This window comes from Bacillus sp. CGMCC 1.16541 (assembly GCF_003184905.1).
GTDB lineage: Bacteria > Bacillota > Bacilli > Bacillales > Bacillaceae_H > Priestia.
The window spans coordinates 165,484-190,491 of sequence record NZ_KZ821206.1 but is presented as its reverse complement, the minus strand read 5'-3'; the positions used below and the strand labels follow the sequence as shown (position 1 = coordinate 190,491).

Below are 25,008 nucleotides of genomic sequence, written 5' to 3'. Positions count from 1 at the left end.
GGAGGAAGCAAATGAAAAACGAATGGACAAACTTTGTGACCGGAACAGTTGGCATTTCAATCAAAGGAAAGGGAATTGAACGGTTTCTAAATCAGTGTATTCGGCAGAACATTCATTTGTTGAACATAAAACGAGTCAATCATGAAAGTGTATCTGCAGAAATGTTATTAAAAGATTTATCAAAAGTTCGCGTGCTTATTCGAGACGCGGACTGTAAGCTTTATTTTAGAAGAAGACAAGGGTTACCGTTTGTTATGAAGCGAATGATTAAAAATGGTGGGTTTGTATTGGGGCTTGTGGCGTTTTTAACTATTTTAACGTTGCTTTCTAATATGGTCTGGCGAGTTGAAATTACCGGAGCTCAGCCTCATACCGAGCATGCAATTATGAAAGAACTTGAAGGAATGGGCGTAAAACAAGGGAGATTACAATTTTTACTTGATAGTCCTGAAATGATTCAGTATAAACTAACGAATAATATGAGTAACATCACTTGGGTAGGGGTAGAAGTGAAAGGAACATCTTATCATTTCCAAGTGGTTGAAAAAAATGAACCAAAAGCACAAGATCAATTATCACCTCAACATATTGTTGCAGGAAAAAAAGCAACCATTACAAATATGTTCATCGAAAAAGGACAACCACTTGTAAAAGTGAATGAGGTTGTAGAGCGTGGGCAGCCACTTGTATCAGGTTTGATTGGAAAAGAAGGGAATCAAAAAGTAATTGCAGCAAAAGGAAAAGTGTTTGGTGAAACATGGTACAAGTCTGAGGTAGTGATTCCGCTTAAAACAAAGTTTCAAGTGGTGACAGGTAATTCCTACGTGAAGCATTACTTTCACATTGGTCATTTAGGACTACCGATCTGGGGCTTTAAAAATGAAGAATACAAAACGAAAAAAATTGAAAGCGTAAAAAAACCGATTTACTTTTTAAAGTGGAAACTTCCAATTGCATATGAAACAATAACAGTACGAGAACAAGAAGAGATTGAACGAAACTATTCCGTTGTAGAGGCGGTTCAGCAAGGAATTAAAGATGGAAGAGAACAAGTCATGCTAAAGTTAGATGAAGATGGTAAAATAAAAGGTGAAAAAGTTTTGCACCAACGTGAGGACAATGGTAAAGTAAAATTATCAATACTTTACCAAGTTATAGAAAATATTGCAATTACTCAACCAATTATCCAAGGAGATTGAGGAATGTCAGAACAGCTAGTTACAATGAATTTACAACTTGAAGATTTAAACGAAGCAATTGCTTTATTTGGGGCACAAGATGCTCATCTAAAGCGCATTGAGGAAGAAACAGGTGTATCAATTGTAACACGTGGAGAAGCCGTAAGTTTGTCCGGTGAAGCTTCCTCTGTACAAAAAGTAGAAGAAATTCTAAAGAAACTCCTACATATTATCCGGAAGAATATTACAATCTCAGAGCGAGATGTTGTGTATGCGATTCAAATGGCGAAAGATGGATCGTTAGAATTCTTTGAGGATATATATGAAGAAGAAATCACGAAAAATGTAAAAGGTAAATCCATTCGTGTTAAAACGTTAGGACAACGTCAATATGTATCCGCAATTAAAAAGAATGATTTGATTTTCGGAATTGGTCCAGCAGGAACAGGGAAGACTTATCTGGCTGTTGTTATGGCTGTTAATGCGTTAAAAAACGGAATGGTACAGCGCATTATTTTAACGCGACCAGCTGTTGAAGCTGGTGAAAGTCTAGGGTTCTTACCAGGAGACTTAAAAGAAAAAGTAGATCCTTACTTGCGGCCTCTATATGACGCGCTTCATGATGTATTAGGTACAGAACATACACAGCGTTTAATTGAACGAGGAGTCATTGAGATTGCTCCCCTTGCTTATATGCGTGGTCGAACGTTGGATGATGCATTTGTCATTTTGGACGAAGCTCAAAATACGACACCAGCACAAATGAAGATGTTTTTAACGCGATTAGGGTTTGGGTCAAAGATGGTGATCACTGGAGATGTGTCGCAAGTAGACTTACCAAAAGGCGTTGAATCAGGACTGAAAGTGGTAAGTGATATTTTAAAAGGGGTAAATGGTATTTCTTTCATTCACTTAGAGCAATCAGATGTGGTTCGCCACCCTCTTGTGAGACGAATAGTAGAAGCTTATGAAAAAGCTTAATGAAAAAATCGGGCTGAGACAAATGGGGCAAAAAAGCCTGTTTGGCTCAGCATACAACATCCCTTGCCCCGAAATCCAGTAACATCAATGGATAAAGAGGCAAGGGATGTTGTATGTAAATCTACTTTTTTAAGTTTATTGACTGATGTTTTACCCTCATTTTTGTGTAAAAGGAGGACCTAACGTGTCGAAGTTTGGAATGATGAAACAAACAATGGCACAAATCGAACGACTTCGGCTCATCCAAATTGGTCTATATACGATACTAGGAGTAGTGTTGTATGCGTCTATGTATAGTAATGTAAAGCCAGAAGAATTAGATTTGCGTCTATTATCAATTTCCCCTCAAACCATTTATTCGCCTGTTACGATTGAAGATAAAGAAAGTACCGATAAAAAACGTCAAGAAGCGGAAGAGGCAGTCAAAGATGTTTACACGTTAAAAACGGAATATGCACAAAATAGGGTGGATTTAGTCGCATCTATTTTTAATGCAATTATTGAAACGAATGAAGACTTTGAGAAAAATGACAAGAATGGTATAGATGTAGAAGAATCTCTAAAAGCCAAAAGAGACATCTTATCTGATAAGTTACCATCAGATATTCAAAAAAGCCTTTCTTCAGATACCATTAATCAACTTTTGCAGTCTACGCCACAAGAGCTGTCAATTGCAAAAGATGCAGTTGTTACCGGTGTTCATCATGTCATGAAAGATCGAATTACTGTAAGTGAAGTGGAAAATAAAAAAGAACAAATTAAAAATCAATTAATCTATACAAATGTCAACAATTCACTAAAAGAATCCATGTATGAGATTGCGCAGTTTTCAATTATACCGAATGTCATTTATGATCCAAAGAAAACGGCTGAAAATAGGCAAGAAGCTGTTGAGCGTATTGAACCTGTAAGAATTAAACAAGGTCAAATTATTGTCGAAGAAAGTCAACTGATTACAGCTGATATTTATCGTCAATTGCAATTAGTTGGTTTATTAAATGATCAAACGTCTGTACAGCCATTTGTAGGGCTACTTTTACTGATCATCATTATGATTAGCTTTATAATGTATTATTTTAAAGATTTTAATGTGAAATCGTATCGAACGCTCTTGCTCTATGTCATTATTTTTACAATTACAATTGTACTGATGAAAGCATTAAGTTTATTTCAAGAGATGGAATTATCGGAAATTGGCTTTTTAATGCCTGTTGCCATTGGAGGATTACTTATTCGGATTTTAATTAATGAACGAATTGCAATTATTTCAAGTGTGATTTTTGCTATTTGTGGAAGTTTAATCTTTAACAGTGAAATGACAACTTCATTTAATATCCATGTGGGAACCTACTTTTTACTAGGTAGTATTGCAGGTATTTTATTTTTAAGCAAACAGCATAGACGTTCTCAGATTTTGCAGGCTGGCTTGTTTGTATCACTGGTCAATGTAGGGATTATCTTAGCTATGCAACTGATTAAAAATGGTCAATTAAGTACCGTGGAATTAAGTTATTATGGTATTATGGCAATCTCTTCTGGGATTGTTGCAGCTATTTTAACCATTGGATTACTTCCGTTCTTTGAAAGCGGATTTGGTATTTTATCAACAATGAAGCTTATTGAACTTTCTAGTCCTAATCATCCTTTGTTACGAAAAATTTTGACCGAAACGCCTGGAACATACCATCATAGTGTCATGGTGGCAAATTTATCAGAGTCAGCGTGTGAAACCATCGGTGCTAATGGATTGTTAGCACGTGTGGCAGCTTACTATCATGACATTGGAAAAACAAAAAGGCCTCAATACTTTATTGAAAATCAAATGAATATAAGCAACCCTCATGATAGGCTTACTCCAGAAGTAAGCAAAAATATTATTATTGCACATGCGACAGATGGAGCAACGATTTTACGTAAGCATAAATTACCGAAAGAAATTATTGATATAGCAGAACAACATCACGGAACAACATTACTGAAATACTTTTATTATAAAGCTGTCGAGGGAACAGAAGAGAAAGTAGACGAAAAGGATTATCGCTATCCTGGTCCAAAACCACAAACGAAAGAAGCAGCTGTTATTTGTATTGCTGATAGTGTAGAAGCAGCAGTTCGCTCAATGACCAATCCAACTCCTGAAAAAATAGAAGGGTTAGTCAGAAGTATTATTAAAGATCGACTACAAGATGAACAATTAAATGAATGCGATTTAACACTAAGAGAGCTTGAACTCATCGCAAAATCATTGTGTGAAACACTAAACGGTATTTTTCACTCTAGAATTGAATACCCAGATATGAAGAAAGAGAAGGTGGGAGTATGAATTTACTAATCGACTTTATTGATGAAACGAAAGAAGTCACAGTAGATCAACAAGAACAATTAGAAAAATTATTGCAAATGGCAGCAGAGGTAGAAGGCATAAAAGAAGAAGCAGAAGTATCTGTTACATTTGTAGACAATGATCGTATACAAGAAATTAACCGAGAGTATCGTAAAAAAGATAAACCTACTGATGTAATCTCGTTTGCGCTAGAAGAAATGGGTAAAGGAGAGCTTCAAATTATTGGACAAGAACTACCTCGTGTTTTAGGTGATATTATTATTTCTATTCCTAAAACACATGAACAAGCAGAAGAATATGGACATTCCTTTTTACGAGAGTTAGGTTTTCTAACTGTGCATGGCTTTTTACATTTGTTAGGATATGATCATGAAACAGAAGAACAAGAGAAAGAAATGTTTGGGAAGCAAAAAGAAATTCTAGATGCTTACGGTTTAAAGAGATAAAGATGAATACTAGGGTCAAAAGGCTTTTCAGAAGCTTTGGCTATGCATGGCAAGGAATCAGACATGTTATAAAGACAGAACAAAATATGCAAATTCACGTTCTTGTCTCCGTGCTTGTACTTGGAGCAAGTATTTACTTTCAAATTAGTTATTTTGAATGGATAACCATCATGGTGTTAATCGCCGGGATGTGGAGTTTAGAATTACTAAATACAGCAATTGAAAAAACGGTTGATTTAGTAACGGAAGAACATCATCCGTTAGCCAAAGTCGCAAAGGATGCAGCAGCTGGAGCTGTTTTGGTTTATGCAGTTGCTTCAGTGATTATCGGTTGTATCGTGTTTTTGAAATATATCTTTTAACAATGTTGTTGTTTGACAAGGTTTTTGATAAGATGTATTCACTTAAGAAAAGGTTTTTTTCTCACTTTTGAGGGTAATGATTTACAATAGATATGCTTTTTGTGAAAGGAAGAGACAAAATGGACAAGCAGATGTTAATGGAAGAAGCAAAGAAAGCAAGAGAATTTGCCTATGTACCTTACTCGAAGTTCAAAGTAGGAGCTGCGTTACTAACAAATGATGGAAAAGTGTACCATGGCTGTAATATCGAAAATGCTGCTTATAGCATGTGTAACTGTGCTGAACGTACGGCGTTATTTAAAGCGTATTCAGAAGGTGATACAACTTATGAGGCTATCGCTGTTGTAGCTGATACAAAGCGTCCTGTCCCACCTTGTGGAGCGTGTAGACAAGTCATTTCAGAGTTATGCTCAAAAGATATGAAAGTATATTTAACAAATTTACATGGAGATGTACAAGAGTTAACAGTTGGAGAATTGTTGCCAGGAGCATTTTCACCGGAGGATTTAAATGAGTAATAAAGAGTTCAAATCAGGTTTTGTTTCCATTATTGGAAGACCTAATGTAGGGAAATCAACATTTTTAAATCGTGTTATTGGCCAAAAAATCGCAATTATGAGTGACAAGCCGCAAACAACAAGAAATAAAATTCAAGGCGTGTATACAGAAGATGAAGCTCAAATCGTATTTATTGATACGCCAGGTATACATAAACCAAAGCATAAGCTTGGTGACTTCATGATGAAAGTTGCACAAAATACATTAAAAGAAGTAGACCTTGTATTATTTATGGTCAATGCTGTTGAAGGCTTTGGGCGTGGAGATGAGTTTATTATTGAACGGTTAAAAGAAACAAAGACGCCTGTTTTCTTAGTCATCAATAAAATAGATGAAATTCACCCTGATGAGTTGTTCAAGTTAATTGAAACATATAAAGATTTACACTCATTTGCAGAAATTATTCCTATTTCTGCTTTACAAGGAAACAATGTAGATCGCTTGTTAGATCAGATTAAAAAAGTGTTGCCGGAAGGACCACAATATTATCCGGCAGATCAAGTAACGGATCACCCTGAGCGATTTATTGTCGCGGAATTAATTCGCGAAAAAGTACTTCATTTAACGCGAGAAGAAATTCCACATTCCATCGCTGTGGTCATTGACTCGATGCAAACGAGAGAAAATGGTGCTGTGTACGTAGGCGCAACTATTGTTGTAGAAAGAGATTCACAAAAAGGAATTGTAATTGGCAAGCAAGGAAAGTTGCTCAAAGAAGTAGGACAGCGTGCTCGTGGCGATATTGAAGCTTTGCTTGGATCACGTGTTTTTCTTGAATTATGGGTGAAAGTACAAAAAGATTGGCGTAATCGTCTCACGCATCTAAGAGACTATGGATTTAAAGAAGACGAGTATTAAAATAAGATAAATTTTACAAAATTTGTTTTACATGATTTTTAGGTTGGAAGGTCATCATAAATATAAGGAATTGGAGTATGTATCTGATCGTCATGATTAGAAAGGTGGGGTTTTTTATGTTGGATTTTACCTGGAAAGTGTTTTCGAATACAGGTAATGTAGATACCTATCTTCTCTTTAAGGAGATTGAACAAGAAGGCTTTGAAACACCCGAAGCATATATCAATGAGGAGATTCAAAATCTCGATTTACCAATTTCTTGACCTTCCATCTGTTGGTAGGTGACCAAATTTGTTTAAAAAATGTGAAGGAATAGTCATTCGTACGAATGATTATGGTGAGTCTAACAAAGTTGTCACAATATACTCACGTGAGTTAGGAAAGGTAGGTCTCATGGCAAGAGGCGCTAAAAAGCCAAGTAGTCGTTTGTCTGCCTCCACTCAATTATTTACTTATGGTCATTTCTTTGTACAAGCAGGGTCAGGCATGGGAACTCTTCATCAAGGAGAGGTTATTTCTTCTATGAGAAGCATACGCGAAGACATTTTTTGTACCGCGTATGCTTCTTATATTATAGAATTGACGGATAAGGTTACTGAAAATAATAAGCCCAATCCGTTTTTGTTTGAGCTTTTATATCAAACGTTATCTTATATGAATGAAGGCTATGACCTAGATGTACTAACTTATATTTATGAAATGAAAATGTTAAATGCGTTAGGACTGTATCCATCATTAAACGAATGTGTATTTTGTCAGTCAAACGATGGCGTATTCGGCTTTTCAATTCGGGAAAATGGTTTGATTTGTCACCGTTGTGTAGAGAAAGATCCTTATCACTTAAGGGTAAGTCCAATTGCTATAAAACTAATTCGGTTGTTTTACTACATAGATTTACAAAGATTGGGATCCATCTCAGTCAAAGAAGAGACAAAAAGACAATTAAAACTAATGATTGATAGTTATTATGAAGAGTATTCTGGACTATTTTTGAAAACAAAGCGTTTTTTAAATCAAGTGGAAAAACTAAGAGAAACATTTAGTGAATCGAACAATTATAAAAAGCATTAGGTGGAAATGATTTCGACAGGTTGATATTCTTTACAAGATGTTAAAGTAAAATGATTACGTTTTTTAAGATAATATGGTATGATTTCATTTCAGAAACGCTGATGATTAACGTACAGCCGTCTCAAAAGGGGCGGTTTTTCCGCTTTGAATAAAAATTTTCTAATGATCCTATTTATGCGAGAAAATCGTACTACACGTAAGTAATAAAAAATATTTCTTTGTAATTTGCATCATTATTCTTTTACTTTTCTGAAAAAAGTATATAATGTTTTTAGAAATAGTATAACACATTGTAACTTTTTTACTTTGTAAGGTGGTGAGAACAATCGAACTAAATAAAAGGCAAGAGCAAATATTACAAATTGTCAAAGATTTAGGACCGATTACAGGGGAACACATTGCTGATAAGCTTAATTTAACTCGTGCAACATTAAGGCCTGATCTAGCTATATTGACAATGGCGGGTTACTTAGAGGCCAGACCCAGAGTAGGTTATTTCTATACGGGTAAAACGGGTGCGCAATTATTAACAGACAAAATCAAAAAAATACAGGTGCAAGAATATCAATCTATTCCAGTTGTCGTAAATGAGAATGTATCGGTCTATGATGCTATTTGTACGATGTTTTTAGAAGATGTCGGTACATTATTTGTAGTTGATGAGCATTCTGTGATCGTAGGAGTTTTATCAAGAAAAGACTTATTAAGAGCTAGTATCGGAAAACAAGAATTAACGTCAATCCCTGTGCATATTATTATGACGCGTATGCCGAACATTACATTTTGTAAAAAAGAAGACTTACTTATTGACATTGCGCAAATTTTAATCGAAAAGCAAATTGATGCGATTCCTGTTGTCAAAGAAGCAGAACATGGTTTTGAGGTAATTGGGCGCATTACGAAAACGAATATTACAAAATTATTAGTCGCATTGGCCAATGATGAGGTATTATAGAGTAAGTAATTCGATTATTTGGTATAAAAAATAAATGTTTTAAGATTTAAAAAAGGGGATGTGCAAATAGATGAACAACCCAATGATTTATGTGGTTTCAGATTCTGTAGGTGAAACAGCTGAGTTAGTTGTAAAAGCTGCATTAAGTCAGTTTACAATGTCAAATATGACAATTAAACGTGTACCGTATGTAGAGGATACGGCAACTTTAGCAGAAATTGTGTCAATTGCTAAATTAAATAATGCCATCATTGGCTTTACACTTGTGAAGCCGGACATGCGTCAGTTTCTAATTAATGAAGCTGAAAAGTCTGGTGTCGAAGTGTTAGATATTATTGGGCCTTTAATTGACCGCATTCAGCACTCATACCAGTTGCAACCACGCTTTGAGCCGGGAATGGTACGTAAATTAGATGAAGATTACTTCAAAAAGGTTGAAGCTATTGAATTTGCTGTTAAATATGATGATGGTCGTGATCCACGTGGGATTTTGCGTGCGGACATTGTTCTTTTAGGGGTATCACGTACATCAAAAACACCTTTATCACAGTTTTTAGCACACAAGCGATTAAAAGTAGCAAACGTACCGATCGTCCCAGAAGTAGAGCCACCGGAAGAGCTGTTTCAAGTTTCGCCTGAAAAATGCATCGGACTTATTATTAGCCCAAATAAGTTAAATAATATCCGTCGAGAAAGATTAAAATCACTAGGTTTAAATGATAAAGCAATTTATGCGAACATTAATCGCATTAAAGAAGAGCTTACATTCTTTGAAAGTGTTGTTGAAAAAATTGGTTGTCCAGTGATTGATGTGTCAAATAAAGCAGTTGAAGAAACAGCGGGTATTATCTTAAACCTTATCCAGCATCCTTCTTCGTAATGTTTTTACCGACAGTTGCATAGTAAATAAACCGTCCTCTACCACATTACTCTAACTTGTACATACGGTAAGGGGACGGTTTTTACCATTGTTAAAAAACGTTCATAAGGAAGAGCTTGATTCAGTATAGTATGGAAGTACATAACATTAATTAAAAACCAGTATTTTTGTCTAGAAAATCAGAATCATTTATATTATAATAAAAAATTGTGATAAAAAAGAATAGTTTTAGGTTTAGACTTTGTCTAGAACGAATAAACTATTTATATAAATGTCAAGTAAAGGGCGAAAAAAGTATTCGACAAACTCAATCTACACTAAATTACAAAATACTAGAAGGAATCTACGGAGGGATGTAGAATACAGAGTTATAGTGAGAGAAAGTTTAAAATTTTTGTCGATGCAGATGCATGTCCTGTCAAAAAAGAAATTGTTGAACTTGCACATACATATCGTACAGATCTATTATTCATCGCTTCGTACGCGCATGTTCAAAGTAATCCAATTGGCGGAGAGTGGAAATATGTTGATGCTGATAAAGAGGCGGTCGACTTATACATTGTCAATCATGCAAAGAGGCACGATATTGTCGTAACTCAAGATACAGCGTTGGCTAGTATTTTATTAAAGAGTGGTGTTTATGTCATTTCTCCACGTGGAAAGCAATATAGTGAAGAGGATATGAATACGGTGCTTTTTTTTCGATATGTTTCTGCAAAGGAGCGAAGGGCAGGACGTTATCCAAAAGGGCCTAAATCGTTCACAGAAGAAGATAGGCAACGCTTTAGAAAGTCTTTGAGTAGACTGTTGTCGAAACTTGCAGGAATTTAGCTTTTTATGAAGAATACTAAGAAAGACGGAGCTGTTATAATGACAAATCGAATCCCTGATGAAGTAATTGATCGTATTCGGCATTCGGTTGATATTGTCGATGTTATTAGTGATTATGTACAGCTGAAAAAGCAAGGACGAAATTATTTTGGTCTATGTCCGTTTCATGGAGAAAGTACACCTTCTTTTTCTGTATCACCCGAAAAACAAATTTATCATTGCTTTGGGTGTGGAGCAGGAGGAAATTCGTTTTCTTTTTTAATGGAATTAGAAGGATTGACATTTTTAGAAGCGGCGCAGCAGTTGGCTGATAAAGCTGACATTCCATTTGAACACGAAGTTCAACCCGAGGCATCTTTTAATGAACATAAACCAACTAATCGGATGGTTGAAGCTCATGAGCTTTTAAAGAAATTTTACCATCATTTATTAGTAAATACAAAAGAAGGCCAACAAGCATACGACTATTTAATGGAGCGAGGGTTTTCGCGAGAAACAATTGATGAATTTGAGATTGGTTTTTCGTTAGACTCGTGGGAGTTTATTACGAAGTTCCTCACAAAGCGTGGCTTTCAATTAACGGAGATGGAGAAGGCAGGCTTGTTAGCCAAGCGAGCAAAAGATGGCGCATTTTTTGACCGCTTTCGTGGACGAGTTATGTTTCCTATTGCTGACTTACAAGGTAAAACGATTGCCTTTTCTGGTCGTTTGTTAGAAAACATTGAAGGGCAACCAAAATATTTGAATAGCCCTGAAACCACGATCTTTAATAAAGGGAAAACCATTTATAATTTTCATCGAGCGAAAAAGCATATTCGTAAAAATCAACAAGTTCTATTGTTTGAAGGCTTTGCCGATGTCATATCTGCTGTGAAGGCTGGGTGTCCAAACTCAATTGCAACAATGGGGACAGCATTAACGGATGAACAAGCTAAAATTATTAGACGCAATGTTGAGTCTGTAGTCATTTGCTATGATTCAGATCATGCTGGAATAGAAGCTGCTTATAAAGCTGCTCATATCCTGACAAAATTCGGTTGCACAGTAAAAGTAGCTGTTATGCCTCAAGGGTATGATCCTGACGATTATATAAAAGAGCAGGGACCTGAGCGATTTAAAAATGAAGTGATTGATGGTAGCTTAACGTTGATGGCGTTTAAAATGCGTTATTTAAGAAGAGGCAAAAACCTTCAAAATGAAGCAGAGCAAATGCAATACATTGAAGCTGTCTTAAAGGAAATCAGCCAATTAACGAAAGCTGTGGAACAAGAACATTATTTGAGGCAATTGTCTCAGGAGTTTTCAATCTCTTTAGATGCTTTGCAACAGCAAAAAAGTCAGATGTCGAGCTTTTCAAGAAACAAAAAGGATAATGATGCTGGGAATAGAAATAATATAGCTAGACAACCTAGCTTTCAAAAAAGATTATTACCTGCATACCAAAATGCTGAACGATTGCTTATTGCTTATATGTTAAAGGACAGAGATGTTGCACATCGAATTCAAGAGTGGATTCAAGGGAATTTTAATATAGAAGAGCATCGAGCATTAGTGATGTACATTTATGCATTTTATGAAGAAGGATACGAACCGAATTTAAGCATATTTATGGAAAAGCTACCTGATGGAACATTAGCAAGGTTAGCTTCAGAAATTGCCATGCTATCTATCAATGAAGAACTATCAGAACAAGCTTTACATGATTATGTTCAACAAGTATTGACTCATCCAAAGCTGTTAGAGATAAAAGAAAAAGAAAAAGAAAAACATGAAGCGGAAAGACAAAAAGATTATTTGAAAGCTGCTTCAATTGCAATGGAAATTATTCAGTTGAAAAAAACTTTAAAAGCATGATTGTAATCATTGTTTCTTAAAATTTTGGAAGGAGGGGATCTGATGGCTGAAAAATCAGCTCATTCAAAAGAACTTGAATCCGAGTTAACGCTCGAACAAGTGAAAGATCAATTGACCGAAATAGGAAAAAAACGTGGTGTATTAACATACGAAGAAATTGCTGAGCGCATGGCAAACTTTGAAGTAGAATCAGATCAAATGGACGAGTATTACGAATTTCTTGGGGAGCAAGGTATTGAGGTTATGGGTGAATCGGAAACAAATGACAATGATCCAGATATCCAAGACTTATCCAAAGAAGAAGAATTCGATTTAAATGATTTAAGTGTACCTCCAGGTGTGAAAATCAATGATCCTGTTCGTATGTATTTAAAGGAAATTGGGCGTGTTGACTTATTATCTGCTGAAGAAGAGATTTCATTAGCTAAGCGTATTGAACAAGGTGATGAAGAAGCAAAACGTCGTTTAGCAGAAGCAAACTTACGTCTTGTTGTAAGTATTGCCAAACGCTATGTTGGTCGTGGAATGCTGTTTTTAGATTTAATTCAAGAAGGAAACATGGGTCTTATCAAAGCTGTTGAAAAGTTTGATTATCGAAAAGGCTACAAGTTTAGTACGTATGCAACGTGGTGGATTCGCCAAGCAATTACACGTGCCATTGCAGACCAAGCTAGAACAATTCGTATCCCGGTTCATATGGTTGAAACCATTAATAAACTAATTCGTGTACAGCGTCAATTGCTTCAAGATTTAGGACGTGAACCTTCTCCTGAAGAAATTGCGGAAGACATGGATCTAACACCAGATAAAGTACGTGAAATCTTAAAGATTGCACAAGAACCTGTATCTTTAGAAACTCCGATTGGTGAAGAAGACGATTCACATCTAGGAGATTTTATTGAGGATCAAGATGCAACTTCCCCTTCCGAACATGCAGCATATGAATTATTAAAAGAGCAGCTTGAAGATGTCTTAGATACACTAACAGATCGAGAAGAAAATGTTCTTCGCTTACGTTTCGGGTTAGATGATGGGCGTACACGTACGTTAGAAGAAGTAGGAAAAGTGTTCGGTGTCACCCGCGAACGTATCCGTCAAATTGAAGCGAAAGCTTTACGCAAATTACGTCATCCAAGTCGCAGTAAACGATTAAAAGACTTTCTAGAATAAACATTATATTTGGTTTGTTATTTACATGAAGTGGTTTACTCCTTATGATAGGGGTAAATCACTTTTTTTTGGAGTGAGACAAATGTCAAAGAATACAGATAAAAATAAATTAATTATAAATGAAATACAAATATGGAAAGAAAGTAAAATACTTCCTGAACATTATTGTGATTATTTATTGATGTTGTATACAAAAGGTGAGAGAGATGAAAATCAGTACGGCTCGTATAGCTGCTTAACACGTTTTAACAAGTTACATCTTTTGTTTATTTTGCTTTTTTTACCATTTGAACTACTTGTCATTTATTTTACTGAATTGTCATTCGTTTTGCAAATGGTCTTAAGTAGTATTTTTATCCTAATTAGCTTTTTAAGCAGTATTTTCTACCGTAAAGAAGGGGTGTTTTTACATACTGGATTAACGGTAAGTGCACTTTTACTATTAGTGCAATCCCATAAAATGGTGCAAATGTATTTTTATGATTCACCAGGTATAGTCAAGGTAGTAATCTTTATTCACTGCCTTCTTTGGTTAGCTTTGGGCAAAAAATTTCAGTTGTCTTATTTTATAATTGCTAGTGTAATTGGAATCGTTATCATCTTAATTTCACTTTTATTATAACACGAAATATTAAAATTGTTTTAAAAGTTGAGAAAATTAATAATTATACTATATAATTAGATTGTAAACGTATTCAGTACATTAGGGGGATGGCTATGAATTTCGATTTGACAACTGAACAAAAGATGATTCAACGAACGATTCGAGAGTTTGCTGAAGAAGTGGTAGCACCAGGGGCAGAACAGCGTGATAAGGAAAAAGCATTTCCGATTGAAGCGTTTAAGCAATTAAGTGAGCTTGGAATTATGGGTCTTCCTTTTCCTGAAGAGTACGGTGGTGGGGGAGCAGACACTGTAAGTTTTGCAATTGTTGTTGAAGAGTTGAGTCGTGCTTGTGGTTCGACGGGTATTACATACTCAGCACATGTTTCATTAGGGGGAGCTCCAATTTATTTATTTGGTACAGAGGAGCAAAAACAAAAGTATTTAACACCTTTATGTACAGGTGAGTCATTCGGAGCGTTCGGGTTAACGGAACCCAACGCTGGAAGTGATGCAGGTGGAACACAAACAGAAGCAATTGAAGATGGATCCGACTTTATTTTAAATGGTAGTAAGTGCTACATTACGAATGCAAGTTATGCGAAATTTTTAGCACTAACAGCTATTACTGGTCGAGATGGAGATAAGAAAGAAATCTCTGCAATTATCACCCCAACAGACGCACCAGGATTTACTGTAATCGATAATTATGAAAAAATGGGTCTACATGCTTCAAACACAACTGAATTAGTTTTAGAAGACGTGAGAGTGCCACAAGAGAATTTACTAGGAAAGCGTGGCGAAGGCTTTAAGCAATTCCTTGTTACGCTTGATGGTGGGCGAATTGGGATTGGAGCGATGGCGGTAGGAGTTGCTCAAGCAGCATATGAACGAGCATTGCAATATGCACAAGAGCGTAAACAGTTTGGTCGATCGTTGTCAACTTTCCAAGCGATTCAATTTAAATTAGCGGATATGGCAATGAAAATTGAGCTAGCTAGAAACATGGTGCATAAAGCAGCATGGTTAAAAGACCAAGGTCGTCCTTTTACGAAAGAAGCGTCTATGTGTAAATTATTTGCCTCTGAGATGTGTATGCAAGTAACGAGTGAGGCTGTTCAAATTCATGGTGGATATGGCTATATGAGAGAATATCAAGTTGAGAGATATATGCGTGATGCTAAGCTTTTAGAGATTGGCGAAGGAACATCTGAAATTCAGCGTATGGTAATTGCTAGACAAGTAGGTTGTTAACCTTATACTTACCATAAAAAATCGTAACCGCATACATATAGGGCGGTTACGATTTTTGTCTAATTGGTGAAATTGAAGATAATGTTAATAAAAGGCTTTCACTAACATCTATTTTGAAGTAAAATAGAGGGTGTTTATACTATGTGTTCATATTTATTAGTCACGGTCTATACATAAAAGGAGGTATAAAAATGAATCGAAATCCACTCGTACCATTTTTTCTAATTATGGTTTTTGGTGTTGGACTTATGTTTCTTCTTTCGTTCAATGGTCTTGATAACGCAAAGCAAATGGCTGACGAGGCAGAAGGCGGAAAAGAAACAGAAACAGCAGATGCAACACCAGAAGAGATTTATCAGCAGAGCTGTATTGGATGTCATGGGGACCAATATCAAGGTGGTGTCGGTCCAGCACTTAAGGGTGTTGGTGACAAGCTATCTCAAGAAGAAATTGCTGATATTGTTGTGAATGGTAAAGGCTCAATGCCAGGTGGTTTAGTTCCTGCAGAAAAAGCCGAGGAAATGGCAGCGTGGTTAGCTGAAATTAAATAGTTTCAAAGTGTGAAAGCCGGACAAGCTCTTCTGTAAATGGAAGGGCTTGTTTTTATATATTCATTTAAGTTTCTCAAACAGTAGAACACGTTAAAAATCGTTATTTAGACCCTTTGCCTCTTCCTGTAAAAATGAAATGTAGATACTCTTCTTGAAAGTGTTTTTTGGAACGTTTATCATAAGGAGATAAAATGAAAAATAGGTGAATGTATGAATGAATTAAAATTATCAAAACGTCTTGAAGAAGTAGTAAAATCAATTATTCCAAAATCCATGATTGCTGATATTGGCTCTGATCATGCCTATCTACCTTGTTATGCCTATCTAAATGGATATATAAAAGGTGCTATCGCTGGTGAAATTACAGATGGCCCGTTTCAATCTGCCCGTGAGCAAGTAAAGAAAACAGACTTAGAGCATGTCATTGAGGTACGAAAAGGAAATGGACTAGCCGTTATTTCACCGAATGAAGTGGATTGTATTACGATTGCAGGTATGGGTGGAAGTCTCATTCGAACCATTTTAGAAGAAGGTAAGGAAAAATTAGAAGGTGTCAAACGATTAGTATTACAACCTAATATTGGGGCTTCTAATATTCGAAAATGGTTAATTGACCACCAATGGGCTATTATAGATGAAAAAGTTTTAGAAGATGATGGGCGTATTTATGAGATCATTGTCGCAGAAAAAGGTAATCCCCTAGATGTATATGGTGGGAATGTTGAAGCAGGTCTGTTGCTAGGGCCTATCTTAATGAAACGTAAAAGTGATGTTTTTAAAAAGAAGTGGAACCACGAATTGAAGCACGCTGAACAGATTGTCGCGCAATTGAGTCAAGGAGCGGTATCTTCTGAAGGGAAGGTAAAGAAAGAGCGCTTTGAAAAAGACATTGTACTCATTAAGGAGGCGTTAAAATGAGTAAAGTACCTAATGGATTTGAAGTTATTCAAGCATTTGAGTCGTTTTCTCCAAAACATTTAGCGATGGAAGGAGACAAAATTGGGCTTCAAATCGGGACATTAAACAAAACGATAAGAAATGTCATGGTTACACTAGATGTACTTGAGGAAGTTGTGGATGAAGCAATTGAACGAAAAGTGGATTTAATTATTGCTCATCATCCACCCATCTTTCGACCGATGAAAAATATTGTGACGGATCAACCTTCAGGCCGTATCGTTGAAAAGTGTATCAAACATGATATAGCTGTGTATGCCGCTCATACTAATTTGGATATTGCTGAAGGTGGCGTAAACGACCTTTTAGCGGAGGCATTACAACTAACAAAAACAAAAGTGCTCGTTCCAACAGGTTCGGTGACACTAAAAAAACTAGTTGTGTTTGTTCCAAAAAGCCATGCAAATGAAGTAAGACAAGCAATGAGCAGGGCCGGTGCAGGTCATATTGGTAAGTATAGTGATTGTACATTTAATAGTGAAGGTACAGGAACGTTTTTGCCGTTAGAAGGAACAAATCCTTATATAGGAGAACAAGGCAAGGTGGAGCAAGTTGAGGAAGTACGCATTGAAACCATTATTCCAGTAGACATTCAACAGAAAGTTATTCAGGCTATGCAACAAGCGCATCCTTATGAAGAAGTCGCTTACGATGTTTATCCGCTTGATAATCAAGGAGAATCATACGGCCTCGGTAGAATTGGACAATTAGAGCACGAGATGACACTACGTGAGTTTGCTCAACATGTGAAAAAATGCTTAGATGTTGATGGTGTTCGCGTAGTAGGAGATTTAGATGATAAAGTGAGAAAAGTAGCTGTTCTTGGTGGAGACGGAAATAAGTATATTACCAATGCAAAGTTTCAAGGTGCAGATACGTATGTTACAGGAGACCTCTATTTTCACGTCGCTCACGATGCGATGATGATGGGATTGAATGTTGTTGATCCAGGTCATCATGTTGAAAAGGTGATGCGACAAGGTGTTGTTCGTGTATTAGAAAATATATTTAAAGAGAAGAACTTTGATTGTACTATTTTTGCATCAGAAGTAGATACTAATCCTTTTACATTCATGTGAAAAGGATGATTATTCGAACTAAAAAAGAAGCCGAATCCAAAGGTTATACACCTGATTCAGCTTCTTTTTTTATGACATTTTTTTTGCTTTTACTTTAGGTAAAATTTTTGAAAGCGGTACATTTCGCTCGCGCTTCCAAGTGGTTTCGTCTTCGTATTCAAATTGATCTAAGAACGAAATAACCTCTTTTGTAATAGGTGTTGGTGTAGATGCACCTGAGGTTACAGCCACTGTTTCTGCGCCTTTTAGCCACTCGATATCAAGTTCGGATAAGTCACTAATACGATAAGCTTTTGTGCCTGCAATTTGTTCTGATACTTGCGCTAGGCGATTTGAGTTATTACTTTTTGGATCTCCAACAACAATGGTTACATCAGCATCGCCAGCTTGCTCAGCCACTGCTTCTTGGCGAACTTGAGTAGCTAAACAAATTTCTTTATGAACTTCTGCATGAGGAAAACGTTCTTTTACCTTTTCCATTACATCAGCAACATCCCACTGGCTCATAGTTGTTTGGTTCGTCACAATGATTTTATTAGCTTTCACAGTTAGCTGTTCAACATCCGCTTCTTTTTCAATTAGATGGACAATATCCGGTGCAACTCCGAGGGCACCTTCAGGCTCAGGGTGTCCTTTTTTACCAATATAGATGACTTCATAGCCTTCTGCTTTTTTCTGACGGATTAGGTCGTGTGTTTTTGTTACATCAGGACAAGTTGCATCTAATGTTGTTAATCCTTTTTCTTTCGCACGTTTCTTTACTTCAGGTGATACGCCATGAGCAGTAAAGATAACAGTTCCACTGTTGATTTGATCAAGGATTTCAAGACGATTTGCTCCATCTAACGTTATAATTCCTTCTTCTTCAAACGCATCGGTCACATGTTTATTATGAACAATCATTCCAAGAATGTAGATCGGTCTAGGCAGTGATTTATCTAAAGCAGCGTTGCGTGCAATGACCATTGCGTCGACAACACCATAACAATAACCACGTGGTGCAATTTTCATTACTTTCATATAATAGCATCCTCCTCATTTTACTCTGAAGAGTAACAATAAACTCTTATCTATTATATAAAAGAGCATTGAATAATACAAAGATTAAATAATGTAGCTAGCCAATCGTGTGTAACACCTAATACATAAGCGGGAGACAAGAGCTTTGTAAGTTCTTGTCTCCCGCTTATGTAAGTAGAGTAATACGTTGTACTCTGAACTTGTTTCTTTAAATATAAAGCTTTGGTGTCGAAGAACCTTTCGAAGGTTGCACAGTGAACTCTTCTTCAAACGTTGCATCAGTGTTATCCATTGGTAACGTGCTGACGATACCTACTGGTGTTGTGTCTTGTTCTGTTTCGTTTGCGTCTTCTGTCACATCAACAGTTTCTGCTTCTAAAACCGTTTCTTCAGAATCATCGCTCGTTCTTAAGGCTTGATAAACTTTAATTAGCGAAGGAAGGTTTCGAACGAGTGGACCATATTGTTGAACCATGGGTCCCATTGATTCTGCTACTTTTAATACTCTTTGAATATTGCCCATCATCGAGCTAATAGAAGAAGGATTGGCTAGGTTTTGTAAGTTGCTTAACATCGAGGTCGATGTGCCAGGGTTCATCATTTGTTGCACTGGTGGTACGGCTCTACCTCCACCGAATATGCGTGATAATAAACCGCCTGGTCCTCTACTCATTCCTTGTGGGTTCATCATTTGCCTAGTTGGGTAAAATGATTGTTGTGGTGGAAAGCCTCTTTGAATATTTGGAGGAAATGGTGGTTGTCGCCTCATCAAAGGTAAGCACCCCCTTATCGTAATAAGATTCATTCATACTATGTTATGCGTGTGAAGCATAAAATGAAACTTATACTTTTTGTAAGTTTCATTCACAATGTATTTACTATATACTATGTGAAAATACAAAGTGCGTAACTTTGTTAGAAGAAATAAGAAGAAAGTGAGTCGGTTATCTCAATTATTATGAATGAGAAGTAGTCATAAAGGCTAAAATCGACTATAATGATATATTGTGCTAAAAAAATTGAACGTGAGCAAGAAAGATAAAGGAGAAGGTTATGAAAAAAACAAATTTTGAACGTTTTGAATTTCAACCGTTTTTAATAGATGCAATTAAACATTTAGGTTTTTATAAACCAACAGAGATCCAAGAGCGTCTAATTCCAACATTATTAAAGGGAGATAGTGCAATTGGACAGTCTCAAACAGGGACGGGTAAGACACATGCGTATTTGCTTCCACTTTTAGAAAAAGTAGATTCAAGCAAGCAAGAAGTACAAGTTGTCATTACAGCTCCTACGAGAGAGTTAGCTTCTCAGATTTATAAAGAAGTGTTAAAAGTCACTCAATTCTGTGAAGAAGACAAGCAAATAACGGCTCGTTGCTACATTGGTGGTACGGATAAACAACGTACGATTGAGAAGTTAAAAACGCAGCCACAAGTAGTTGTTGGAACGCCAGGTCGTATTAAAGATTTAGTACAAGAGAATGCATTGTTTGTTCATACAACATCATCATTAGTTGTTGATGAGGCGGATTTAATGCTTGATATGGGATTCATTGAAGATGTAGACATCGTGGCATCTAGTATGCCTGAAGAGCTACAAATTCTGGTCTTTTCTGCAACAATCCCTGAAAAATTAAAGCCATTCTTAAAAAAATACATGGCAAATCCTAAATATACACATGTTGCTCCAAAACAAGCAACAGCTGCAAAAATTGAGCATGTGCTAGTTCCAACTAGACATCGAAATAAGTTAACCCTCTTGCACAATATGTTGCTATCATATAATCCATATTTAGCGATTGTTTTTACAAATACGAAAAAAATGGCAGAAGAAGTAGCAACTAGCTTAGCGCAAAAAGGCTTACGCGTTGGCCGCATTCACGGAGATTTAGCACCACGTGAGCGTAAGAAAATGATGAAGCAAATTAGTGACTTAGAGTTTCAATATGTAGTAGCAACAGATTTAGCTGCACGTGGAATTGATATTGAAGGGGTCAGTCATGTTATTAACTTTGAGCTACCATCTGATTTAGATTTTTACATTCACCGTGTAGGACGTACAGCACGTGCTGGCTACTCAGGAATCGCTGCGACACTTTATGATTCAAGTGATGAAGATGCAATTGCAAGATTAGAGAAAATGGGAATCGAATTTGTAAATAAAGATTTACAAAAAGAAGAATGGATTAGCCTTGATGATCGTAATCGACGTAAAAACCGTCAAAAACAAGTAGATGAAGTCAGTGTACAAGCACAACGATTCATTCAAAAGCCTAAAAAAGTAAAGCCAGGTTACAAGCGCAAAAGACAAGAAGAAATTAATAAGTTTGTAAAGAGACAAAAGCGTACAAAGCGTAAATAATTAATCGGTTATCTTGTAGAAGAGACTATAAAATCCCTTGCTTTTACCATCCCGTTAAAGTGGATTGTAGGACAAGGGATTTTATGTAGTATGCTCTTAGTTTTGAATCTTGTTATTTGCTTATGGTAAGATAAGCATGTTTTTATTTGATTGTTATTTATGATAGATAGAGGTGTCAAAATGTTGAAAATCGGCTCTCATGTTTCAATGAGTGGAAAGAAAATGTTACTCGGAGCAAGTGAAGAAGCAGCTTCATACGGAGCAAATACATTTATGGTATACACAGGTGCTCCACAAAATACTCGTCGTAAAAAAATTGAAGACTTAAACATTGAAGCAGGACTCAAGCACATGATGGAACATGGCATGAGTGACATTATTGTTCATGCTCCTTATATTATTAATATTGGAAACACAACAAACCCAGCTACATTCGAATTAGGTATAGAATTTCTTGCATCTGAAATCCACCGTACAGCAGCCATTGGTGCAAAACAAATTGTGCTTCATCCAGGAGCGCATGTAGGAGCGGGAGCAGAAGTAGGGATTAAACGTATTATTGAAGGACTAAATGAAGTGCTAATACCTGAACAGGAAGTGCAAATTGCGTTAGAAACAATGGCCGGCAAAGGGTCTGAGTGCGGACGTAGCTTTGAAGAATTAGCTATGATCATTGATGGTGTTACACATAATGAAAAGTTATCGGTTTGCTTTGATACATGCCACGTTCATGATGCAGGATATGACATCGTCAATGATTTTGATGGAGTGTTAAATCAATTCGATAAAATCGTTGGAATTGACCGAATTAAAGTGTTACATGTGAACGATAGTAAGAACGTTTGTGGAGCAAAAAAAGATCGTCATGAAAACATTGGCTTTGGTCACATTGGTTTTGATGCACTTAACTACATTGTTCATCACGATTCTTTAACAAGTGTTCCTAAAATTTTAGAAACACCGTATGTAGGAGAAGATAAAAAGAACAAAAAGCCACCTTACAAACTAGAAATTGAGATGTTAAAAGCTAAAACATTTGATTCCACATTACAAGAAAAGTTAATGCAATAAAAAGGTTGAGCGAAAAAGAAACTAATAAGCTTTTTCGCTCAACCTTTTTTACATAAGCTGTTGAAACAGTTCGTTCACTTTCTTAGCAGTTTCGGGATTTGTCACTTGAGAAATTTTTTTGATGAGTTCTCGGCGTTCGGCTACATTATAAATGTCAATTGGTTTTTCTCTAATCACTGAAACTAATGCCTTTGCTTGTTGTTCTGTAAGGGCAATGTTGTATTGTTTACTATATTTAAGTAATTCTGTTACGTTAATGTTATTAACTTTATGATTCACTACTTTTTGAATGATGTTCATGGTGCGCCTCCTTATGATGTAGATATCACTTGAAAAGTCACGTATAAACATTATATGAAGGCACTAATATTTATGTGCTATAAAATCAGTTAGTTTACATTCTAAGCTGATTGTTGTATACTACATTATTGATTAAATCGTAACAATTCTGATGGATATAACAGGTCATTCATAAAGGTAGCAATGCAAGATGTATGGGCAACGAGATTCTTAGGAACCGTGGCCCATTCTCATTGTTTACATGAAAATTCAATTAAAAGAATGGTGAGGTAAATGAGCGAGAGCGTCATTGAAATCGAAAATGTATCTTTTCGTTATGATCGACAAGTGGTGTTAGAAGATATTAACCTTTCGATCCCAAAAGGTTCTTTCCTTGGTTTAGTAGGCCCAAATGGTTCTGGTAAATCGACACTAATTAAATGTATTTTAGGCTTACACAAGCCATATAAAGGGACAGTTCGATTATTCGGAAAAGACATTCAAAAATTTCGAGATAAAAGTCAAATTGGTTATGTATCACAAAAAGCAAATAGTTTTAATACAGGTTTTCCAGCCACTGTGTTTGAAGTAGTATCTACAGGATTGACATCAAAAATTGGTCTTTTCCGTTTTATGAATAGTGAGCATAAAAAGAAAGTACTAAAAGCAATCGAAGCAGTAGGAATGACTGAATTTGTCAATCGTAATATTGGTGAACTATCAGGAGGTCAACAACAACGTGTATTTATTGCAAGGGCACTTGTGAGTGAACCTGAACTTCTTATCTTAGATGAGCCAACGGTTGGGGTAGATAGCCAAAATGTACACAATTTTTACTCATTGCTGGAGTCTTTAAACAAAGATCATGGCATTACATTATTATTGGTGACGCATGATGTTGGAACAATTACAGAGAAAGTGACGCATGTAGCGTGCTTAAATAAACATCTTCATTTCCATGGAAAAGCAAAAGAGTTTGAACATTTATGCGAGCACGAGCTTTCAATGTTTTATGGCCACCATGTTCATGTTTTAACACATGATCATAACCACGGAGGTCAATTAGTATGATTAGCAGTTTGTTGCAGTTTGAATTTCTACGGAATGCCTTTTTAACAGGTATTTTAATTGGTTTTTTAGCGCCGTTATTAGGTGTATTCATTGTTGTTCGTCGACTTTCACTTATTGCAGATGCGCTAAGTCACGTAACACTTGCTGGTATTTCAGCTAGTTTGCTGTTAAGTCAAAAAATCCCTGCATTACAAGGTCTAAACCCTTTGTATTTAGGGATGGTGTTCTCTGTTGGTGGTTCTTTATTTATCGAGAAGCTAAGAGGCGTTTACAAACATTATCAAGAACTGGCAATTCCCATTATTTTATCGGGTGGAATTGGGTTAGGTGTTATTTTTATTTCTTTGGCAGAGGGCTTTAATAATGATTTATTTAATTATTTGTTTGGAAGTGTGAGTGCGGTAAGTCGTTCTGATTTATATACAATCACTGGGATAGCCGTCTTAGTATTAGGATTAATTGTTGCATTTTATAAAGAACTGTTTATTTTGTCATTTGATGAGGAGCATGCTTCTGCTTCAGGTGTGAAAGCGAAATGGATTCACTTTTTATTTGTTATTATGGTTGCGTTAGTCATTGCCGCCTCTATGCGTGTAGTCGGAATTTTATTAGTTTCTTCGTTAATGACACTACCAGTAGCAGCTAGTATTCGTCTAGCGACAGGATTTAAGCAAACGATCTTTTTGTCCGTCTTATTTGGAGAAATATCTGTACTTGGCGGATTATTCCTTTCTTATTACTTAGATTTAGCTCCAGGTGGTACAATTGTTATGATTGCTGTCTTGATTTTAATTATATCAATTGGTGTAAATAAAGGATGGGGTGGAAAAAGAAAATGAACTTATCAGAAGCCATTCATTTGTTGAAAAACGAAGGGTATAAGCATACGGGAAAACGCGAAGAAATGTTAGCGTTATTTTCGAAAACAAATAAATATTTAACGGCGAAAGACGTATTAGAGTATATGAAGGGTGATTACCCGGGTCTTAGTTTTGACACGATTTATCGTAACTTATCGCTTTTTGTTGATCTTGGAATTTTAGAAATGACAGAACTCTCAAGTGAAAAGCATTTTCGTTTTAAATGTGCCATGTCTGAGCATCATCATCACTTTATCTGCTTAGACTGTGGAAGAACAAAGGAAATCATTACGTGCCCAATGGAAAGTTTGAACGAAGACTTAAAAGGTTTTGATGTAACAGGTCATAAATTTGAAATATATGGAAAGTGCGATGAGTGCAATAAATAAGAGTGAGCATATGTGCTCACTC

General features: G+C 36.1%; 27 protein-coding genes. 24 read left to right on the top strand and 3 right to left on the bottom strand.

Features of this window, described 5'->3' with window-relative positions:
* Window positions 1-11 precede the first annotated feature (11 nt).
* From yqfD to DIS06_RS00930, 19 genes are all read left to right on the top strand, one after another.
* Entirely contained in the window at window positions 12-1,199 is a 1,188-nt protein-coding gene (yqfD, locus tag DIS06_RS01020) for a sporulation protein YqfD (RefSeq protein WP_110111384.1), read from the top strand.
* Between the two features lie 3 nt (window positions 1,200-1,202).
* Window positions 1,203-2,159 (top strand): PhoH family protein, encoded by a 957-nt coding sequence (locus DIS06_RS01015; RefSeq protein ID WP_110111383.1) that lies wholly within the window; start codon window positions 1,203-1,205, stop codon window positions 2,157-2,159.
* A 202-nt stretch (window positions 2,160-2,361) separates the two neighbouring features.
* Window positions 2,362-4,482 (top strand): HD family phosphohydrolase, encoded by a 2,121-nt coding sequence (locus DIS06_RS01010; RefSeq protein ID WP_110111564.1) that lies wholly within the window; start codon window positions 2,362-2,364, stop codon window positions 4,480-4,482.
* Window positions 4,479-4,949 carry an rRNA maturation RNase YbeY gene (ybeY, locus tag DIS06_RS01005; protein WP_110111382.1) on the top strand — a complete coding sequence of 157 codons (471 nt, stop codon included), beginning with the start codon at window positions 4,479-4,481 and terminating at the stop codon, window positions 4,947-4,949. The genes DIS06_RS01010 and ybeY overlap by 4 nt, the downstream gene beginning before the upstream one ends.
* Window positions 4,950-4,951: 2 nt before the next feature.
* Window positions 4,952-5,311 (top strand): diacylglycerol kinase family protein, encoded by a 360-nt coding sequence (locus DIS06_RS01000; RefSeq protein ID WP_110111381.1) that lies wholly within the window; start codon window positions 4,952-4,954, stop codon window positions 5,309-5,311.
* A 119-nt stretch (window positions 5,312-5,430) separates the two neighbouring features.
* Window positions 5,431-5,829 carry a cytidine deaminase gene (locus DIS06_RS00995; protein WP_110111380.1) on the top strand — a complete coding sequence of 133 codons (399 nt, stop codon included), beginning with the start codon at window positions 5,431-5,433 and terminating at the stop codon, window positions 5,827-5,829.
* Entirely contained in the window at window positions 5,822-6,727 is a 906-nt protein-coding gene (gene era, locus DIS06_RS00990) for a GTPase Era (RefSeq protein ID WP_110111379.1), read from the top strand. Before DIS06_RS00995 ends, era begins: the two co-directional genes overlap by 8 nt.
* A gap of 116 nt (window positions 6,728-6,843) precedes the next feature.
* Window positions 6,844-6,990 (top strand): YqzL family protein, encoded by a 147-nt coding sequence (locus DIS06_RS00985; protein WP_110111378.1) that lies wholly within the window; start codon window positions 6,844-6,846, stop codon window positions 6,988-6,990.
* 28 nt (window positions 6,991-7,018) lie between these two features.
* Complete coding sequence (gene recO / locus DIS06_RS00980; protein ID WP_110111377.1) at window positions 7,019-7,798, top strand: DNA repair protein RecO; 780 nt, start codon at window positions 7,019-7,021, stop codon at window positions 7,796-7,798.
* Between the two features lie 316 nt (window positions 7,799-8,114).
* Window positions 8,115-8,753, top strand: coding sequence for a transcriptional regulator CcpN (ccpN, locus tag DIS06_RS00975; RefSeq protein ID WP_110111376.1), 639 nt, complete (start codon window positions 8,115-8,117; stop codon window positions 8,751-8,753).
* A gap of 70 nt (window positions 8,754-8,823) precedes the next feature.
* Entirely contained in the window at window positions 8,824-9,633 is an 810-nt protein-coding gene (locus tag DIS06_RS00970) for a pyruvate, water dikinase regulatory protein (protein WP_110111375.1), read from the top strand.
* 429 nt (window positions 9,634-10,062) lie between these two features.
* Window positions 10,063-10,464: a DUF188 domain-containing protein gene (locus tag DIS06_RS00965; RefSeq protein WP_110111374.1), complete on the top strand. Its 402-nt coding sequence runs from the start codon at window positions 10,063-10,065 to the stop codon at window positions 10,462-10,464.
* Window positions 10,465-10,503: 39 nt separating this feature from the next.
* The gene (gene dnaG, locus DIS06_RS00960) at window positions 10,504-12,318 is read left to right on the top strand and encodes a DNA primase (RefSeq protein ID WP_110111373.1); all 1,815 of its coding nucleotides are present in this window, start codon (window positions 10,504-10,506) and stop codon (window positions 12,316-12,318) included.
* Window positions 12,319-12,360: 42 nt separating this feature from the next.
* Window positions 12,361-13,488, top strand: coding sequence for an RNA polymerase sigma factor RpoD (gene rpoD, locus DIS06_RS00955; RefSeq protein WP_110111372.1), 1,128 nt, complete (start codon window positions 12,361-12,363; stop codon window positions 13,486-13,488).
* Window positions 13,489-13,570: 82 nt separating this feature from the next.
* Entirely contained in the window at window positions 13,571-14,110 is a 540-nt protein-coding gene (locus DIS06_RS00950) for a hypothetical protein (RefSeq protein ID WP_110111371.1), read from the top strand.
* Between the two features lie 95 nt (window positions 14,111-14,205).
* Window positions 14,206-15,345, top strand: coding sequence for an acyl-CoA dehydrogenase (locus DIS06_RS00945; RefSeq protein WP_110111370.1), 1,140 nt, complete (start codon window positions 14,206-14,208; stop codon window positions 15,343-15,345).
* Between the two features lie 191 nt (window positions 15,346-15,536).
* Window positions 15,537-15,896 carry a cytochrome c550 gene (gene cccA / locus DIS06_RS00940; protein ID WP_110111369.1) on the top strand — a complete coding sequence of 120 codons (360 nt, stop codon included), beginning with the start codon at window positions 15,537-15,539 and terminating at the stop codon, window positions 15,894-15,896.
* A gap of 210 nt (window positions 15,897-16,106) precedes the next feature.
* Window positions 16,107-16,814: a tRNA (adenine(22)-N(1))-methyltransferase gene (locus tag DIS06_RS00935; RefSeq protein WP_110111368.1), complete on the top strand. Its 708-nt coding sequence runs from the start codon at window positions 16,107-16,109 to the stop codon at window positions 16,812-16,814.
* Entirely contained in the window at window positions 16,811-17,932 is a 1,122-nt protein-coding gene (locus tag DIS06_RS00930) for a Nif3-like dinuclear metal center hexameric protein (RefSeq protein ID WP_110111367.1), read from the top strand. The genes DIS06_RS00935 and DIS06_RS00930 overlap by 4 nt, the downstream gene beginning before the upstream one ends.
* Window positions 17,933-18,001: 69 nt before the next feature.
* Here the strand turns inward: DIS06_RS00930 and DIS06_RS00925 are convergent, their stop codons facing one another.
* A complete protein-coding gene (locus tag DIS06_RS00925) occupies window positions 18,002-18,952 on the bottom strand; it encodes a 4-hydroxy-3-methylbut-2-enyl diphosphate reductase (protein WP_110111366.1) in 951 nt (316 codons plus the stop codon).
* Between the two features lie 208 nt (window positions 18,953-19,160).
* On the bottom strand, window positions 19,161-19,721 hold the full coding sequence (locus DIS06_RS00920; RefSeq protein WP_239421762.1) for a YqfQ family protein: 561 nt from the start codon (window positions 19,719-19,721) through the stop codon (window positions 19,161-19,163).
* A gap of 284 nt (window positions 19,722-20,005) precedes the next feature.
* On the opposite strand from DIS06_RS00920, the gene DIS06_RS00915 reads away from it, so the two are divergent.
* Window positions 20,006-21,316: a DEAD/DEAH box helicase gene (locus DIS06_RS00915; protein WP_110111364.1), complete on the top strand. Its 1,311-nt coding sequence runs from the start codon at window positions 20,006-20,008 to the stop codon at window positions 21,314-21,316.
* Between the two features lie 180 nt (window positions 21,317-21,496).
* Window positions 21,497-22,387 carry a deoxyribonuclease IV gene (locus tag DIS06_RS00910; protein WP_110111363.1) on the top strand — a complete coding sequence of 297 codons (891 nt, stop codon included), beginning with the start codon at window positions 21,497-21,499 and terminating at the stop codon, window positions 22,385-22,387.
* 48 nt (window positions 22,388-22,435) lie between these two features.
* On the opposite strand, the gene DIS06_RS00905 is transcribed toward DIS06_RS00910, so the two are convergent.
* The gene (locus DIS06_RS00905; protein WP_110111362.1) at window positions 22,436-22,687 is read right to left on the bottom strand and encodes a DUF2624 domain-containing protein; all 252 of its coding nucleotides are present in this window, start codon (window positions 22,685-22,687) and stop codon (window positions 22,436-22,438) included.
* A gap of 273 nt (window positions 22,688-22,960) precedes the next feature.
* On the opposite strand from DIS06_RS00905, the gene DIS06_RS00900 reads away from it, so the two are divergent.
* The 3 genes from DIS06_RS00900 to DIS06_RS00890 are packed head-to-tail and all read left to right on the top strand — an operon-like array spanning window position 22,961 to window position 24,986.
* On the top strand, window positions 22,961-23,737 hold the full coding sequence (locus DIS06_RS00900) for a metal ABC transporter ATP-binding protein (RefSeq protein ID WP_110111361.1): 777 nt from the start codon (window positions 22,961-22,963) through the stop codon (window positions 23,735-23,737).
* Window positions 23,734-24,576 (top strand): metal ABC transporter permease, encoded by an 843-nt coding sequence (locus tag DIS06_RS00895; protein WP_110111360.1) that lies wholly within the window; start codon window positions 23,734-23,736, stop codon window positions 24,574-24,576. Before DIS06_RS00900 ends, DIS06_RS00895 begins: the two co-directional genes overlap by 4 nt.
* Window positions 24,573-24,986 carry a Fur family transcriptional regulator gene (locus tag DIS06_RS00890; RefSeq protein WP_110111359.1) on the top strand — a complete coding sequence of 138 codons (414 nt, stop codon included), beginning with the start codon at window positions 24,573-24,575 and terminating at the stop codon, window positions 24,984-24,986. The genes DIS06_RS00895 and DIS06_RS00890 overlap by 4 nt, the downstream gene beginning before the upstream one ends.
* Window positions 24,987-25,008 lie beyond the last annotated feature (22 nt).